This window comes from Devosia sp. ZB163 (assembly GCF_028613635.1).
Classification (GTDB): Bacteria; Pseudomonadota; Alphaproteobacteria; order Rhizobiales; family Devosiaceae; genus Devosia_A.
In genome coordinates, this window is the sequence record NZ_JAQRMY010000002.1 from 611,755 (window position 1) to 626,577 (window position 14,823).

18 protein-coding genes and 1 riboswitch are annotated in these 14,823 nt (G+C 65.4%); of the genes, 13 read left to right on the top strand and 5 right to left on the bottom strand.

The genetic code is table 11. The features are described 5' to 3' along the window. Positions 1-134: 134 nt before the first annotated feature. The 3 genes from parC to PRN20_RS11145 all read right to left on the bottom strand — a co-directional run bounded on the left by parC (position 135) and on the right by PRN20_RS11145 (position 3,921). Positions 135-2,411: a DNA topoisomerase IV subunit A gene (gene parC, locus PRN20_RS11135; protein WP_273957422.1), complete on the bottom strand. Its 2,277-nt coding sequence runs from the start codon at positions 2,409-2,411 to the stop codon at positions 135-137. Positions 2,412-2,506: 95 nt separating this feature from the next. Further along, a complete protein-coding gene (locus PRN20_RS11140; RefSeq protein WP_273957423.1) occupies positions 2,507-3,163 on the bottom strand; it encodes a BA14K family protein in 657 nt (218 codons plus the stop codon). 203 nt (positions 3,164-3,366) lie between these two features. After that, positions 3,367-3,921, bottom strand: coding sequence for a BA14K family protein (locus PRN20_RS11145; RefSeq protein ID WP_273957424.1), 555 nt, complete (start codon positions 3,919-3,921; stop codon positions 3,367-3,369). 115 nt (positions 3,922-4,036) lie between these two features. Here PRN20_RS11145 and PRN20_RS11150 point away from each other — a divergent pair, with 115 nt between their 5' ends. The 5 genes from PRN20_RS11150 to PRN20_RS11170 all read left to right on the top strand — a co-directional run bounded on the left by PRN20_RS11150 (position 4,037) and on the right by PRN20_RS11170 (position 8,557). After that, positions 4,037-4,516 carry a SixA phosphatase family protein gene (locus tag PRN20_RS11150; RefSeq protein ID WP_273957425.1) on the top strand — a complete coding sequence of 160 codons (480 nt, stop codon included), beginning with the start codon at positions 4,037-4,039 and terminating at the stop codon, positions 4,514-4,516. A 50-nt stretch (positions 4,517-4,566) separates the two neighbouring features. Beyond that, a riboswitch (ZMP/ZTP riboswitch) is annotated at positions 4,567-4,649 on the top strand. A 139-nt stretch (positions 4,650-4,788) separates the two neighbouring features. Beyond that, positions 4,789-6,093 carry a serine hydroxymethyltransferase gene (gene glyA, locus PRN20_RS11155; RefSeq protein WP_273957426.1) on the top strand — a complete coding sequence of 435 codons (1,305 nt, stop codon included), beginning with the start codon at positions 4,789-4,791 and terminating at the stop codon, positions 6,091-6,093. A 180-nt stretch (positions 6,094-6,273) separates the two neighbouring features. Continuing rightward, positions 6,274-6,753, top strand: a complete 480-nt coding sequence (gene nrdR, locus PRN20_RS11160) for a transcriptional regulator NrdR (RefSeq protein ID WP_273957427.1) — start codon at positions 6,274-6,276, stop codon at positions 6,751-6,753. An 83-nt stretch (positions 6,754-6,836) separates the two neighbouring features. Continuing rightward, entirely contained in the window at positions 6,837-7,337 is a 501-nt protein-coding gene (gene nusB / locus PRN20_RS11165) for a transcription antitermination factor NusB (protein WP_273957428.1), read from the top strand. A 5-nt stretch (positions 7,338-7,342) separates the two neighbouring features. After that, positions 7,343-8,557: an MFS transporter gene (locus tag PRN20_RS11170; protein WP_273958064.1), complete on the top strand. Its 1,215-nt coding sequence runs from the start codon at positions 7,343-7,345 to the stop codon at positions 8,555-8,557. Positions 8,558-8,620: 63 nt separating this feature from the next. On the opposite strand, the gene PRN20_RS11175 is transcribed toward PRN20_RS11170, so the two are convergent. Then, complete coding sequence (locus PRN20_RS11175) at positions 8,621-9,070, bottom strand: outer membrane protein assembly factor BamE (RefSeq protein WP_273957429.1); 450 nt, start codon at positions 9,068-9,070, stop codon at positions 8,621-8,623. 173 nt (positions 9,071-9,243) lie between these two features. Here PRN20_RS11175 and PRN20_RS11180 point away from each other — a divergent pair, with 173 nt between their 5' ends. The 6 genes from PRN20_RS11180 (at position 9,244) to PRN20_RS11205 (ending at position 13,451) form a co-directional block, all read left to right on the top strand. Next, on the top strand, positions 9,244-9,756 hold the full coding sequence (locus tag PRN20_RS11180) for a ubiquinol-cytochrome C chaperone family protein (protein ID WP_273957430.1): 513 nt from the start codon (positions 9,244-9,246) through the stop codon (positions 9,754-9,756). Next, positions 9,753-10,307: a YceD family protein gene (locus PRN20_RS11185; RefSeq protein ID WP_273957431.1), complete on the top strand. Its 555-nt coding sequence runs from the start codon at positions 9,753-9,755 to the stop codon at positions 10,305-10,307. Before PRN20_RS11180 ends, PRN20_RS11185 begins: the two co-directional genes overlap by 4 nt. Positions 10,308-10,396: 89 nt before the next feature. Beyond that, positions 10,397-11,473 carry a phosphate acyltransferase PlsX gene (gene plsX / locus PRN20_RS11190; protein ID WP_273957432.1) on the top strand — a complete coding sequence of 359 codons (1,077 nt, stop codon included), beginning with the start codon at positions 10,397-10,399 and terminating at the stop codon, positions 11,471-11,473. After that, positions 11,470-12,438 carry a beta-ketoacyl-ACP synthase III gene (locus tag PRN20_RS11195; protein ID WP_273957433.1) on the top strand — a complete coding sequence of 323 codons (969 nt, stop codon included), beginning with the start codon at positions 11,470-11,472 and terminating at the stop codon, positions 12,436-12,438. Before plsX ends, PRN20_RS11195 begins: the two co-directional genes overlap by 4 nt. Positions 12,439-12,585: 147 nt before the next feature. Next, on the top strand, positions 12,586-12,897 hold the full coding sequence (locus PRN20_RS11200; RefSeq protein WP_273958066.1) for an integration host factor subunit alpha: 312 nt from the start codon (positions 12,586-12,588) through the stop codon (positions 12,895-12,897). A 26-nt stretch (positions 12,898-12,923) separates the two neighbouring features. Next, positions 12,924-13,451, top strand: coding sequence for a MerR family transcriptional regulator (locus PRN20_RS11205; RefSeq protein WP_273957434.1), 528 nt, complete (start codon positions 12,924-12,926; stop codon positions 13,449-13,451). Between the two features lie 12 nt (positions 13,452-13,463). On the opposite strand, the gene PRN20_RS11210 is transcribed toward PRN20_RS11205, so the two are convergent. Further along, positions 13,464-13,718, bottom strand: coding sequence for a hypothetical protein (locus PRN20_RS11210; RefSeq protein ID WP_273957435.1), 255 nt, complete (start codon positions 13,716-13,718; stop codon positions 13,464-13,466). Positions 13,719-13,893: 175 nt separating this feature from the next. Between PRN20_RS11210 and PRN20_RS11215 the strand changes: the two genes are divergently transcribed. Continuing rightward, entirely contained in the window at positions 13,894-14,319 is a 426-nt protein-coding gene (locus tag PRN20_RS11215) for a response regulator (RefSeq protein WP_273957436.1), read from the top strand. A gap of 9 nt (positions 14,320-14,328) precedes the next feature. After that, positions 14,329-14,805, top strand: coding sequence for a Cys-tRNA(Pro) deacylase (gene ybaK / locus PRN20_RS11220; protein ID WP_273957437.1), 477 nt, complete (start codon positions 14,329-14,331; stop codon positions 14,803-14,805). Positions 14,806-14,823: the final 18 nt, after the last annotated feature.

A 14,823-nucleotide genomic window follows, 5' to 3' on the forward strand; every position in this document is an offset into this window, starting at 1 on the left:
TCGTCGGGCTTGGCTCGGCGAAGAGCCGTCGCGCGTTGGCGCGGCGTAGGGACCAAGCCAGGCTGATCCACCCGAACTGTGAAACGACCCTAGCCAATGTCGTGCCGGCCTGTCACCGGCACGACTGAGAGGTTTTACCCCACGAACCTGTTGTTGCGCGGGAAGCCGGTCGGCGGTTGGCGTCCGGCGTCGGCGCGGTTGCCGATCCACTCCCCCAGCTCGTCCATCGTCTTGGTGTAGGTCCGGCCCGAGGAATCCGTCCAGGTGAGGCCGGTCGAGGTCGGGAAGGTCTTGAGGTCGCTCAGGCCGCCGTCTTTGTACTTCTGCAGGCGGACACCCTTGCCGCGGCCCATCTCGGGTAGCTGCTCGAGCGGGAACACCACCATCTTGCGGTTCTCGCCGATGACCGCGACCATGTCGCCATCCACCGGCACGATCAGCCGCGCTTCCTCGGTATCGGAGACGTTGAGCACCTGCTTGCCCTTGCGGGTGTTGGCGATCAGTTCGTCCTCGGCAACGATGAAGCCGTCGCCCTTGCGCGAGGCGATGACGCGCTTGCGGCCGGGGCGGTAGACGAAGAGGTCGACCAGGTCGTGGCCTTCCTCGATATCGACCATCAGCCGTACCGGCTCGCCCTGGCTGCGGCCGCCAGGGAGGCGGTCGCCGGAGAGGGTGAAGACCTTGCCGCCCGTCGAGAGCAGCAGCAGCTTGTCCGTCGTCTGGGCGTGGATGAACAGCTTCAGCCGGTCGCCGGTCTTGAAGCCCTTCTCGTCGATGTCGCTCGTGTGGCCCTTCATCGAACGGATCCAGCCCTTCTCGGAGAGGATCACGGTGATGGGCTCGCGCTCGATCATCTGGGTCGCCACTTCCTCGTGGTCGATGTCCAGTGCTTCGGCGAAATCGGTCTTGCGACCCCACAACGGGTGCCGGGTGACCCCGTCCTTCTCGAACTTCGGATAGGCCTTCTTGAGGTCGCCGATCTGCTTGGCGATCTCGCCCCACTGCTTCTTGTCCGACGCGATCAGGGCGTTGAGGTGCGCCTGCTCATCGCTGAGGTTCTTGTGCTCGGTGCGGAGCTCGATCTCCTCGAGCTTGCGCAGCGACCGGAGCCGCATGTTGAGGATAGCCTCGGCCTGGACGTCCGTCAGGCTGAAGGTCGCCATCAACGACGCCTTGGCATCGTCCTCCTCGCGGATGATGCGGATCACCTCGTCGAGGTTGAGGTAGGCAACGATGTAGCCGTCGAGCACCTCGAGGCGGCGGGCGATCTCGGCCAGCCGGTTGTTGGTGCGGCGCACCAGCACGTCCTTGCGGTGCTCGAGCCAGGCGACGATCGCCTCCTTGAGGCCCATCACCCGCGGCACGACCCCACGGTCGAGGACGTTCATGTTGAGCGAGACGCGCTGCTCGAGATCGGAAAGCTTGAACAGCTGCTCCATCAGGATGGCCGGATCGACCGTGCCGGCCCGCGGCTCGATGACCAGCCGGACGTCGTCGGCGCTCTCGTCGCGGATGTCCTTGAGCAGCGGCAACTTCTTCGCGAGCAGCAGCTCGGCGATCTTTTCGACGAGCTTGGACTTCTGCACCCCATAGGGGATCTCGGTGACGACGATCTGGTAGACGCCGCGTCCCTTGTCCTCGCGCTCCCAGCGGGCGCGCAGGCGGAACGAGCCGCGGCCGGTCTCATAGGAATTGAGGATGGACGCCTGGCTTTCGACCAGGATGCCGCCGGTCGGGAAATCCGGACCGGGAATATGGTGCATCAGGTCGGCCGTCGTGGTGTCGTCACGACCGTGGTTGATGAGGTGCAGCGCCGCGTCGCAGATCTCGTGGACGTTGTGCGGCGGGATCGAGGTCGCCATGCCGACGGCGATGCCGGTCGAGCCGTTCGCTAGCAGGTTCGGGAAGTTCGCCGGCAGTACCGAGGGTTCCTCGGTGGCGCCGTCATAGGTCGGCTTGAAGTCGACTGCGTTCTCGCTGATGCCCTCGAGCAGGCGCTGCGCCACCTCGGTCATGCGCGCTTCGGTGTAGCGGTAGGCCGCCGCTCCGTCGCCGTCGATATTGCCGAAGTTCCCCTGGCCGTCCACCAGCGGGTAGCGCATGGCAAAGTCCTGCGCCAGGCGGACCATGGCGTCGTAGATCGACTGGTCGCCGTGCGGGTGGAAGCTACCGATCACGTCGCCGACGACCTTGGCCGACTTCTTGTAGGCGCCGCCCGGATCGAGCCGCAGCAGCCGCATGGCGTGGAGAATCCGGCGGTGCACCGGCTTCAGGCCGTCGCGGGCATCGGGCAGGGCGCGCTGCGTGATGGTGGAAAGGGCGTAGGAGAGATAGCGCTCTTCGAGCGCATGCTTCAGATCGACGACCTCGGTTTTCTCGCCTTCCGGCGGCAGGGTCTTGTCGTCGCTCATGGGGTGCTGGGGTTCTTGCGAATCATTTTCGCACTATAGCGACATGCCTCGCGGCTGGGGGCGCAGCGTGGCCGCACCCCCAGTGATTCTGCCACTCAGAGGCGGCACTCGTGCAGCTGACCGTCGAAGCCGAGAAACGTATTGGTATCGGCGTCGTACGACTGATAGCGGGCGTCGCAGCGCGCCGCCTTGTCCTCGTCGATGGTCAGGGCTCTGTTCACCGCGTTGCCTTCAAACGGGACAGCCCTGTTCATGTAGCCTCCACGGGTGACTGTCTCGCTGTTCACGGTGTCCGCATCCAGAGTTTCGTCCTCGAGGGCTTCGTCCGGCCCTATGCCCGGGCCGGCGACCACGATCGGCGCACCCTGGACAACGGCGGGTCCGGGCATCGGATCGCCCCCCCAGCGGTTGAAGTACCGGTCGCCCGGATCGATTGCGTATGTGGGGTCTTCGACCACGAGTGGCCTGTAGACCACCGCGTCGTCACTTCCGAGCCCATAGTTCCAGCGGTTGGAATAGCGTGAGGGGTCCGGGTAGGCGCCGCCCCACATGTTGAGGTAGCCGTCATGCTCCTCGCACAGATTGAAGTCGATGCAGGCAAGGCCCGTCTCTGGGCCGTTCGTCAGGCCCGGTTCGAAGTAGTATCCGGTACTCGGGCCGCCGGAGACGTACTGGGCCAGGGCCGGGGTAGTCGAAATTGCCGTCATGCCGACGACAGTCGCCGCCGCAGCGGCAAGGGCGAGCTTGAGCATCGTCCTTCTCCCTTTCTTGGGTCATGTCGTGAGGCGATGGGCAAACCCGTCGGTTGCAGCAATGGTTGCTAGAAAAACGCTCCAAAAACGAGGTTCATCGCCTCATTTCTGCTTGAAAGACGGTTTCCCGGCCGCGCCCGGATGGGCCGGCCATGCTCTCGGTGGGGGATGCAGCAGGGGCAGCATCCCCCATGCTTGGGCACCTAGAGACGGCAGACGTGGAACTGGCCGTCGAAGCCGAGGAACATGTCGGTCTGCGGGTTGTAGGACCGATAGCGCGCCTGGCAGCGAAGGACGTGGTTGCTGTCGACGACGATGACCTGCTGGTTGACGTAGTTGTCGTCATAGCTGTTCGCCAGGGCAGCGCCTGCTGCAAAGCCGAGTATCCCGGCTCCCAGTCCCCAGCCCCACGGGCGGTAGTTCCAGTTGTTCCAATACCGTCCGCGGTTCCAGTACCGGCCACCGTTCCAGTTGTTCCAGTAGCGGCCGCCGCCCCAGTTGCTCCAGCGGTTACCCCACCGGTTGCCGTTCCAGTTGTTCCAGTACCGGCCGCCGCCACCCCAGGCGCCAAAGTTGCGGCCGCGGTTGAAGTTCATGTAGCGACCACCGCCGCCCCAGTTGCTCATGTGGCCGAAGTTGCCTCCTCCACCAAAGCTGCGACCGCCGCCGCCGCCAAAGCGTTGAGCATCGGCAGGTGTAGAAGTCGCCAGAACGCCGACGACAGCAGCCGCACATGCGGCAAGGGCGAGCTTTTGCATCGTCCTTCTCCCTTCTTGGGTTATGTCGTGAGGCCGTTGGCCAAACCCTGCGACAGGCGCTTTGGTTGCCTGCCGCGCGAGAAATGTGGATCACTGGTGCGAAGGAGTACGAACCGTGCTGCGTCTCATCCTCGTCCGGCATGCCAAGTCAGCATGGGACAGCCCCGATCTGGCAGATTTCGATCGTCCCCTGGCGCCGCGCGGACGGCGGGCGGCGGCGTGGATAGGTGAGACTGTGCGTGCCGAGGGCTGGTTGCCGACCCAGATCCTCTGCTCGCCGGCCACCCGCACCCGCGAGACCCTGACCCTGTCCGGCATCGAAGCTGATCAGCTGGACTTCGAGCGGCGGGTCTACGACCTGCGCGACGAGCACTACTTGGACCTGATCCGCGAGCGCGGGAAGGCGCGCACCCTCATGCTGGTTGGACACAACATGGCGATCTCGGCAACGGCAGAGCTCCTGACAGGCGGAGTTGGACCTGGTCCGATGGCGACCGGCGCCATCGTGGTTCTCGACTTCGACGCCAATGACTGGGCAGGCGTGGAGACGGGGAGCGGCCGCCTGATCGCATCGAGAAGACCGCCAAAGGACTAGGGGACGCCGGGGCAGGGGCTTTTCTCGTCCGGCCAAGTCTGCGATAACGGCACCGTTCGCGCGACTGGCGAGATCAGATGGGGCACCATCGGGGAACGCGAACGAGAAGCTGCCGCTCGCCTGGGCACCCGTCGCAACCTCATGGGAGCCCGTATGAACCCTACATCCCGCAGTAACCGCCAGGCTGTCGCCAGCTTGGAATCGCCGGAGCCGGCGTGCTACACGCAGCCCGGCCCACACGCCACTTACCTCTTCTGCTCCGGGAGACGCCAATGAGCGCCGCCGCGAACCTTCCGCTCTTTCCGCGCTTCTTTTCCAACACGCTGGCCGAGACCGATCCCGAGATCGCCGAGGCCATCCAGCTCGAACTCGGTCGCCAGCAGCACGAGATCGAGCTGATCGCGTCCGAGAACATCGTGTCCAAGGCCGTGCTCGAGGCCCAGGGCTCGATCATGACCAACAAGTACGCCGAGGGTTACCCGGGCAAGCGCTACTACGGCGGCTGCCAGTACGTGGACATCGCCGAGAACCTCGCGATCGAGCGCGCCAAGCAGCTGTTCGGCTCGAACTTCGCCAACGTCCAGCCCAATTCGGGCTCGCAGATGAACCAGGCCGTGTTCCTCGCGCTGCTGCAGCCGGGCGATACCTTCATGGGCCTCGACCTGAACTCGGGCGGTCACCTGACCCACGGCTCGCCGGTCAACATGAGCGGCAAGTGGTTCAACGTCATCTCCTACGGCGTGCGCCGTGACGACAACCTGCTCGACATGGACGATGTCGCGGCCAAGGCCCGCGAGCACAAGCCCAAGCTGATCCTCGCCGGCGGCACGGCCTATTCGCGCGTCTGGGACTGGGCGAAGTTCCGCGAGATCGCCGACGAGATCGGCGCCTATCTGATGGTCGACATGGCTCACATCGCCGGCCTCGTCGCCGGTGGTGTGCATCCCTCGCCGGTGCCGCATGCGCATGTGGTGACGACGACCACCCACAAGTCGCTCCGCGGCCCGCGCGGCGGCATGATCCTCAGCAACGACGAGGACATCGCCAAGAAGATCAACTCGGCCGTGTTCCCGGGCCTCCAGGGCGGGCCGCTGATGCACGTCATCGCCGCCAAGGCCGTGGCGTTCAAGGAAGCGCTGCAGCCCGAGTTCAAGGCCTATGCTCAGCAGGTCGTCTCGAACGCCCGCACGCTGGCCGCGACGCTGGTGGAGAACGGCCTCGACGTCGTCTCGGGCGGTACCGACAACCACCTGATGCTGGTCGACCTTCGCAAGAAGAATGCGACCGGCAAGCGGGCGGAAGCCGGCCTGGGTCGCGCCTTCATCACCTGCAACAAGAACGGCATCCCGTTCGATCCGGAAAAGCCGTTCGTCACCTCGGGTGTCCGTCTCGGCACGCCGGCGGCGACCAGCCGTGGCTTCGGCGAAGCGGAATTCCGTGAGATCGGCAAGCTGATCGTCGAGGTTCTTGATGGCCTGCGTGAAGCCAATTCGGACGAGGGCAACGCCGCAGTGGAAGCCGCCGTGCGCGAGAAGGTGAAAGCCCTCACCGCCCGCTTCCCGATCTACGCCGACTGAGGCCATGGGCTCGATCAGGTCCTCGCTGTCGTCTGCGGCCTCCCTCCCCCTTGAGGGGAGGGCCGGGGAGGGGGTAGTGCGGTTCATGAACCGATGGACCCCCACCCCCAACCCCTCCCCTCAAGGGGGAGGGGAGCCGACCGCTGCCCGGCCCTGGACCTGTTCGAGGATGTACCTCTGATGCGCTGTCCCTATTGCGGAAACGACGATACGCAGGTCAAGGACAGCCGGCCGACCGAGGACTCCAACGCCATTCGCCGCCGCAGGATCTGCAATGCCTGCGGCGGCCGCTTCACCACCTTTGAGCGCGTGCAGCTGCGCGAGCTGCTGGTGGTGAAGAAATCCGGCCGCAAGGTGCCGTTCGACCGCGACAAGCTCGAGCGGTCGGTGAATACGGCGCTGCGCAAGCGGGATGTCGAACCCGAGCGCGTCGAGCGCATGATCTCGGGCGTCGTCCGTCAGCTCGAAAGCCTCGGCGAATCCGAGGTTACCTCCGACCAGATCGGGGAGTTCGTGATGGAGGGCCTCAAGGGGCTCGACGATGTCGCATTTGTGCGCTTCGCCTCCGTTTACAAGAACTTCTCGGCGGCCGATGATTTCCGGTCGTTCCTGACTGAACTCGGGAACGACGAGCGGAGCAAACCCAACCGCGACGATTGAGATTGCGGTCCTTGAGCCTGCTGGACTAAATCTGCGGGCCGAACATTGCGCCACTCGAGCGCGTAACAGAACGTCCTTTATATATGTCCCAGCCTAAGCCGCGCGATCCTTCTGCTCCCCGTCCCGCCAACCAGCGTGGAGCGGCAAGGCTGGCGGCCGTCCAGGCCCTGTACCAGATGGATGTGGGCCGGCAGACGCTCGAGGATACGCTGGCCCAGTTCAGCGCCATCCATGTCGGCCGCGAGATCGAGGGCGAGGAATATCTGCCGGCCGATGCGGACTTCTTCCGCCAGATCGTCTCCGGCGTGATCAAGTCCCAGCTGCAGATCGACCCGGCGGTGGACACCGCGCTGGTCGACACCTGGCCGATGGGCCGGATCGACGCCACGCTCCGCGCTATCCTCCGCGCCGCGACTTTCGAGTTGCTGAAGCGCCGGGATATCCCGGCGCGGGTCGTGATCACCGAGTATGTCGACGTCGCCAAGGCCTTCTACGAGGACGAGGCGCCACGGATGGTCAACGCCGTGCTCGACCAGGTGGCCAAGACCGCGGGGCGCGACAACGACCCGGCCAAGACCAGGTAGCCATGATGCACGGGCGCGCTGGCACCAGCACTGGGTCGCCCGTCCGGAACATTGGCCTGCTCGCCGTCGCCCAGGCAATCATGGGTTCGAACCAGGCGATCCTGATGTCGATCGCCTCGCTTACGGCTGCCGGCATGGTCGCCGACAAGGCCTTCGCCACCGTACCGGTATCGCTGATGATCATCGGCACGGCCCTCGCAACGGGGCCGGCCGCCTGGCTCATCCACTCGTGGGGCAGGCGGAATGGACTCGCCCTTGGCGCCGCCATCGCCATACCCGCTGCGCTGGTTGCCGCCTTTGCCGCATGGATGGGCTGGTTCGTGCTGTTCTGCGTGGCGCTCGCCGCGCTGGGTGCGCCGGCCGCCTTCGCCAACCAGTATCGTTTCGCGGCGGCGGACAGCGTGCCGGAAGGGCTCAAGTCCCGCGCCATCTCGTGGGTGCTCTTCGGTGGCGTGGTGTCCGGATTCCTCGGGCCACAGCTCAGCGCCCACACCAAGGACTGGTTCCCGGGCCACGAGTTCACCGCCACCTACCTGGTGATGGCGGGGCTTGCGATCGTTGCCATCGGCGTCCTCTGGCTCACGCGACTGGCGCCGACGGTGCAGCAAGCCGAGGGCCGCAAGGCCGGGCGCTCGCTGCCGGTTCTGCTGCGGGACAGGAGCATCTGGGTGCCGATGCTGGCTGCGGCGGCGTCCTACTCGCTGATGGTGCTGGTGATGGTCGCGGCGCCGCTCGCCATGGTCTACGTGTGCGGGCACACCAGCGAGGACGCGGCCTTCGCCATCCAGTGGCACATCGTCTCGATGTTCGCGCCGAGCTTCATCACTGGCGCGGTGATCACGCGACTCGGGGCGCCGATGACGGCGGCCATCGGCCTGCTCGCCATCCTCGCGGCAGCGGCGGTGAACCTCAACGGTATCAGCACGCTCCACTTCAACATTTCGCTGATTCTGCTGGGGGTTGGCTGGAACTTCGGGTTCATCGCCTCAACCGCCATGCTGTCCATCGCCTACCGCCCCGAAGAGGCGGCGCGGGTGCAGGGACTGAACGAGCAGGTGGTGTTCGGCGTGATGGCCGTGGCCTCGATCGCCTCGGGCGTGCTGCTGCAGGTGGTGGGGTGGCAGACGATCAACCTGCTGGCGATCGTCGTCGCTACGGCCGCCATCCTGGCACTGGCCTGGGGCAGCCTGGGGCCGAGCAGGTCAGCGGAGCTGACCTGACAAGTCGCGAAATCTGAACGAAGCTTGCTGCGATCCTGAACGGCGTCTGGCGCCGTTCGGGCGCTAGATCGAGCTGAGGATCGATTCGAGGAAGGTGCGGTCCTGGCCGTAGGACGGGGTGCGGCGGCTCTCGATGTTGAACATCTTGCCGTCCTTGATCCCGAGCCGCTCGGTGTCGACGACCTTGTTCTTCTTGTCGAAGTAGACGACGAGCAGGGTGCGCTCCTTGTTCAGCTCCATGCCGAACGCGGTCTGCTGCACCTTCTCACCCAGGTAGTACCAGGCGGTCTCGGATGCGAAGTTGTTGGTGACCTGCGGCGACCCCAGCACGGCAGTGACGAGCGCGGCGCTCTGGCCGACGCGAATCTGCGCCACCGCGTCTTCCGAGATCGTGTAGCCGCGTTGCTTCTGCTGCGTCAGGCTCATGCCGCTCGAGCAGGCCGACAGCGTCAGCCCCAGCACCACGGCGGCACTGATCGGGAGGAGGCGGTTTGTGAAGCTGCGCAGAGGCATCAATTTGACTTTCCCGATCCCTGTCTACTATTAGCTCGGCCTTGGCCGGGCGGGCACTGTTTAGCTGTCAAAGGCGCCCAATGGCAAGCTGGCTAGGTCGACGACCTTGAACCCTTCCACACCGGCAGAAGCTTGTACCGCACAAACGCGGAGTGCCACTGATGATATTGAACTTGTTCAGAAAAAAACCGGCCTCGGACGCCCTTTATTCGGTCTACCGAGCCATTGTGGCGCAATCCCGGCAGCCCGTCTTCTACGCCGAGTGGGGCGTTCCGGACACGGTGACGGGCCGCTTCGACATGATCTCGCTGCACATGGCGCTGCTGTTCCGCCGCCTGCGGGACGACAAGGCCACGACCGATTTCAGCCAGGCGCTGTTCGACCTGTTCTTCAAGGACATGGACCGAAACCTGCGTGAAATGGGCGTCACGGACCTCGGCGTGCCCAAGAAGGTGCGCAAGATGACCGAGATCTTCTATGCGCTGATGACCGGCATCAACGAGGCGATCGACCGCGGTGACCGGGCAGGGGTGGAAGCCGTGCTCAAGCGCAACATCCTCGCCGACGCCGACAACGCCCGCCCCGCGGAACTGGCGGCATATCTCTTCGTTCAGTCCGAAAACCTGGCCGGCCAGCCGCTCGAGGCGATCACCGGCGGCAAGCTCGAAATGGCGGCAGCGGCATGAGTGCTCACCCCAGTACCTTCAGAATCGCCGATGCGAGCATCCGGCTCGATTCGATGCCGTCGGCCGGCAGGGACCTCGAATTCACCGTTGGCCCCGAGGAGCGGCTCGCGATTGCCGATGCGATCGGCATCACGGCCTTGGAAAAACTCGAGGTCAAGCTGCACGCGGTGCGCTTCAAGGGCGGTATCCGCGTGGCCGGGCGGCTCTGGGCGACCACCGTGCAGCCCAGCGTGATTTCGCTCGAGCCGGTGACGCAGGAGATCGAGGAAAGCGTCGATCGCATCTTCCTGCCCGGTGGCGAGAAGGAGTATGCCGGGCCTGCGGACGCCGAGATCTTCGTCGATCTTGAAGGCGACGACCTGCCGGACCATTTCGAAGGCAACGAAGCCGATCTCTCGGCCCTGATCATGGAGACGGTCGCGCTGGCCCTGGAGCCCTATCCCAAGCTGCCCGGCGAAAGCCTGGGAGCAATTGGCGATGATGGCGACACGGAGAGCGAACTGCCTTTCGCCGGCCTCAAAATCCTCAAGACTCCCGAGGACAAGGGCTGAGGCCGGGGCTTCCGGCATCGAGGCTCGTGAGGTAAGCGTTTGACGACTATGTTTTCCGTCCCCATGTGGGGGCGCTGGATCGGGCAGCCATGAGCGACACCATCCGTATTTCCGTGGACGCCATGGGGGGCGACAAGGGCCCGCGCGTGGCGGTGCAGGGTTCGTACCTGTTCTGGCGCGAGCGCAAGAACACCACCTACATCTTCCACGGCCGCGAAGCGGAGCTGACGGTACTCCTCGACGAGTTCCCCGAGCTCAAGAAGGTCTCCCGCATCGTCAACTGCGACAACGTCATCTCCATGGAGGAGAAGCCCAGCCAGGCCCTGCGCAAGGGCCGCGGGAACTCCTCGATGTGGGCGGCGCTGCAGTCGGTGAAGGACGGTGAGGCGGACGTTGCCATTTCTGGCGGCAATACCGGCGCGCTGATGGCCATGGCGACCTTCTGCCTGCGTCCGATCGAGGGCATTTCGCGGCCCGCCATCGCAGCCATCTGGCCGACTCTGCGCACCGACATCATCGTGCTCGACGTCGGCGCGACCGTCGGCGGCGACGCCAAGCAGCTGACCGACTTCTCGATTCTCGGCGCCGCACTGGCGCGCGCCCTGTTCGACCAGGAGTTGCCCACCGTGGGCCTGCTCAACGTCGGGACCGAGGAAATGAAGGGCCATGACGAGGTGAAGGAGGCCGCGCGCATCCTTCAGGCGGCGAGCGGCGAGGGCTTCGTCTACCACGGCTTCGTCGAAGGCGACGATATCGGCAAGGGCACCGTCGACGTGGTGGTGACCGAGGGCTTTGCCGGCAACATCGCGCTCAAGACCGCCGAAGGCACGGCCCGCCAGGTCGGCACCTATATCCGCGAGGCGCTGAAGGCCGACATCGTGTCGATGATCGGCGCGGCCATCGCCTCCCAGGCCCTGCAGGCGCTCAAGCGCAAGCTCGACCCCCGCAACATCAATGGCGGCGTGTTCCTGGGTCTCAACGGCATCGTCATCAAGTCGCACGGCGGCACCGACGAGATCGGCTTCAAGGGCGCGCTCGGACTTGCCTACGAAATGGCGCGCAACCGGGTGATGGACAAGATCGCCGAGGGCCTGCGCCGCTTCCCAACCCTCACCGTGACGCCGGCGCCGCCGGCCACCGCCGAACCCGAGGCCAAACCCGCGTGACCGAGAAGAAATCCATCATCCGCAGCGTCGGCGCCTACCTGCCGGCGCGCGTCATGACCAATGACGAACTCGCCAAGCTGGTCGACACCTCCGACGAGTGGATCCAGCAGCGCACGGGCATCAAGCAGCGCCATGTCGCCGCCGAGGGCGAGAACACGTCCGACCTCGCCGCCGCGGCTGGCCGCAAGGCGCTCGAGAATGCCGGCATGGACATCGCCGACGTCGACCTGATCGTCGTCGCGACCACGACTCCGGACATGACCTTTCCCGCCACTGCCGCGGTGGTCCAGCAGAAGCTCGGCATGCACCACGGCGCCGCCTTCGACATCCAGGCCGTGTGCTCGGGCTTCGTCTATGCCGTGGCGACGGCCGACTCGTACCTCAAGAACGGGCTGGCCAAGCGCGCCCTGGTGATCGGCGCCGAGACGGCGACGCGCATCCTCGACTGGAACGACCGCACCACCTGCGTGCTGTTCGGCGACGGGGCAGGGGCCGTGATCATGGACCACGCCAAGGCCGGCGAGGATCGCGGCGTACTCGCCACCTCGCTGCGCTCGGACGGGCACTACTGGAACAAGCTCTACACCGACGGCGGGCCGAGCTCGACGCGCTCCATGGGCCACGTCCGCATGGAAGGTCGCGAGGTCTTCAAGCACGCGGTCGGGATGATCACCGACGTGGTCTACAAGGTGCTCGAGGATACCGGCCATACCATCGACGATCTCGACTGGTTCGTGCCGCACCAGGCCAACAAGCGCATCATCGACGGCGCCGGCCAGAAGCTGGGCCTGCCGCCCGAGAAGGTGGTGGTGACCGTCGACCGCCACGCCAACACTTCGGCCGCCTCCGTGCCGCTGGCGTTGCACACCGCCGTCACGGACGGCCGCATCAAGCGCGGCGACCTGGTGATGATCGAGGCCATGGGTGGCGGGTTCACCTGGGGTGCCTCGCTCATCCGCTGGTAGCGTACACAAGTGCACCAAACTTCCCTAGCCGTTGATAGTTAAGCCAGATTGCCAGCTGAACGGCGGCGAGTTAATCTTTAGTAATAGTCCGCGGGTGGGGGCGCCTAAGTGGATTTCAACCAGCAGGCGAACGACGGAGGGGCGGTAATGACACAGAAGACTGTCACGCGGGCGGACTTGGCTGAGGCGGTGTACGAAGCAGTAGGGCTTTCGCGCACCGAGTCGGCTGAATTGGTGGAGCGCGTACTCGATCTGATCGGCGACGCGCTTGTCGCAGGCCAGAATGTGAAGCTGAGTTCGTTCGGCTCCTTCCAGGTGCGCTCCAAGAACGAGCGCATCGGCCGCAATCCCAAGACCGGCGAGGAAGTCCCGATCCTGCCGCGTCAGGTTCTGGTTTTCAAACCCAGCAACGTGTTGAAATCCAAGATCAACAAATCTATGGTCCGGTCTGGAAAATAAGACTCTTTCCGGGCGGGTGAGTCCTTTTGGATAAATCTCCAGACGCGTTCCGCACAATCTCCGAGGCGGCTGACGAGCTCGACCTGCCGCAGCACGTGCTGCGCTTCTGGGAGACGCGATTCTCGACCATCAAGCCGCTGAAGCGCGGCGGCGGGCGGCGCTATTACCGCCCCGAAGACGTGTTGCTTTTGAAGGGCATCCGCCACCTGCTCTATGATCGTGGCTTCACCATCAAGGGCGTGCAGCGGATCCTCAAGGATCAGGGCATCCGCTACGTGATCGGCGTCGGCGAGGGAAAGCCCGTCGACTCCCTGCCGGCACCGAGCGAGGCCATCGACGAGGACGACTTCGTCTCCGAGTCGGCGGCGCTCCCCGAGGTCGACGGTATCGAGCCGGACACTGGCGCTCCGGCCCCATCGCGCGGGCTGCGGCTGCCGAGCTTCAAGCCGGCCCCCAAGGCCGGACTCACGGCCGCGGACCGCGACAAGCTGTCCGACGTGCTGCGCGAACTGCTCGACTGCAAGCGCCTGCTGGAGCGGGCCCGCGAGGGCTGACCCTCCCGCGCCTCAGCCCTTGGCACCGCCGGTGGGCGGAGCCGGGTCGAGCACCCCATAGGACTGCGAAGGACCCGCGCCGCCATCGAGGGGGCCGCCGGCGACGCCGAGCCCGCGGCGCAGCAGTTCCCGCACGGCCGCGGCGCGACTCGGCATGCGGTTGGCGAAGCGGAAGTCGTCCAGAACCCGCAACTCGTCCGGATCGAGCATGATCTGCAGGCGCTCGCCGCGCAGCAGATCGTTCCCCTTGTAAGTCGTCTCGGTCATGGCCCCTGCAACCTGCTAAACTTACTCATTCAACTCACTCGGCCGCATTCGGTTGCACGGCCAATGAGCAAGTCACTCACTGTTCGCAAGAGACGGTGCCCCAGCAAAAGCCTCACTCCCATTTTCCTCGACCTGTCGCCGCGCAGCGGGCATGTTCGCCCGAAAAAGGTTAGCCATGTTCAATGAACCACAAGCTGGCAGCGGCGGGCTGGGTATTGTCCTTCTCGTGGAGGACGAGGCGCTGGTGTCCGCAATGATCGAAGATTACCTGCTCGAGCTCGGCGCCAGCCGGGTCATCGTTGCCGCGAGCGCCGAACAGGCGCTGGAGGCCCTGAATCACGAGCGGCCGAGTTGCGCCATTCTCGACGTGCTTGTCGGCGCCAGGGACAGCTTTTCGGTGGCCGACGCGCTGGAGAAGCGGGGCATCCCCTTCGCCTTCGTGAGCGGGTTCGGCCGGGAGGACGTCGTCGCCCGGCATCGCGATCGGCCGTTCCTCGGCAAGCCCTTCCACATCGAGCACCTGACCCGGTGCGTGGCAGGGCTGGTGCCGGGTGCCCGGACGTCTCCGGAGGCACTGGACGGGGCGCCATTGGAGCCGTAACCGTTCTGCATGTCCAGGACCACAGCCGCGACGCTGGCGCTCACCAAGGCCGGTATCGCCTTCACGCACTTTCCCTATGAGTACGACCCCGACGCGCCGCGCATCGGGCTGCAGGCGGCCGAGGCGCTGGGCAAGGATGCCGGGCAGGTGTTCAAGACGCTGATGGCCGAGGTGGACGGCAAGCCCGTCTGCGTGGTGGTGCCCTCCGACAGCGAAGTCAGCATGAAAAAGCTGGCCGCGGCTTTCGGCGGCAAGTCCGCCAACATGATGAAGCCGGTGGACGCTGAGCGGCTGACCGGCTTCAAGGTGGGCGGAATCAGCCCGTTCGGCCAGCGCCGCAAGGTGCCTACGGCAATCGACGAAACGGCCGAGCTGTTCGACGAAGTGCTGATCAACGGCGGCCAGCGCGGCCTGCTGGTCGGCCTCAGCCCGGCCGATGCCGTGCGGACGGCCGAGATGAAGATCGTGGACCTGCTGGCTGTGTGAAGGCGGTTTTCACCCTAT

Coding starts and splice junctions, on each gene's coding strand:
- parC (WP_273957422.1), bottom strand. CDS start 2,411: ATGAGCGACGACAAGACCCTGCCGCCGGAAGGCGAGAAAACCGAGGTC.
- PRN20_RS11140 (WP_273957423.1), bottom strand. CDS start 3,163: ATGCTCAAGCTCGCCCTTGCCGCTGCGGCGGCGACTGTCGTCGGCATG.
- PRN20_RS11145 (WP_273957424.1), bottom strand. CDS start 3,921: ATGCAAAAGCTCGCCCTTGCCGCATGTGCGGCTGCTGTCGTCGGCGTT.
- glyA (WP_273957426.1), top strand. CDS start 4,789: ATGAGCGCCGCCGCGAACCTTCCGCTCTTTCCGCGCTTCTTTTCCAAC.
- nrdR (WP_273957427.1), top strand. CDS start 6,274: ATGCGCTGTCCCTATTGCGGAAACGACGATACGCAGGTCAAGGACAGC.
- nusB (WP_273957428.1), top strand. CDS start 6,837: ATGTCCCAGCCTAAGCCGCGCGATCCTTCTGCTCCCCGTCCCGCCAAC.
- PRN20_RS11170 (WP_273958064.1), top strand. CDS start 7,343: ATGCACGGGCGCGCTGGCACCAGCACTGGGTCGCCCGTCCGGAACATT.
- PRN20_RS11175 (WP_273957429.1), bottom strand. CDS start 9,070: ATGCCTCTGCGCAGCTTCACAAACCGCCTCCTCCCGATCAGTGCCGCC.
- PRN20_RS11185 (WP_273957431.1), top strand. CDS start 9,753: ATGAGTGCTCACCCCAGTACCTTCAGAATCGCCGATGCGAGCATCCGG.
- plsX (WP_273957432.1), top strand. CDS start 10,397: ATGAGCGACACCATCCGTATTTCCGTGGACGCCATGGGGGGCGACAAG.
- PRN20_RS11200 (WP_273958066.1), top strand. CDS start 12,586: ATGACACAGAAGACTGTCACGCGGGCGGACTTGGCTGAGGCGGTGTAC.
- PRN20_RS11210 (WP_273957435.1), bottom strand. CDS start 13,718: ATGACCGAGACGACTTACAAGGGGAACGATCTGCTGCGCGGCGAGCGC.
- PRN20_RS11215 (WP_273957436.1), top strand. CDS start 13,894: ATGTTCAATGAACCACAAGCTGGCAGCGGCGGGCTGGGTATTGTCCTT.
- ybaK (WP_273957437.1), top strand. CDS start 14,329: ATGTCCAGGACCACAGCCGCGACGCTGGCGCTCACCAAGGCCGGTATC.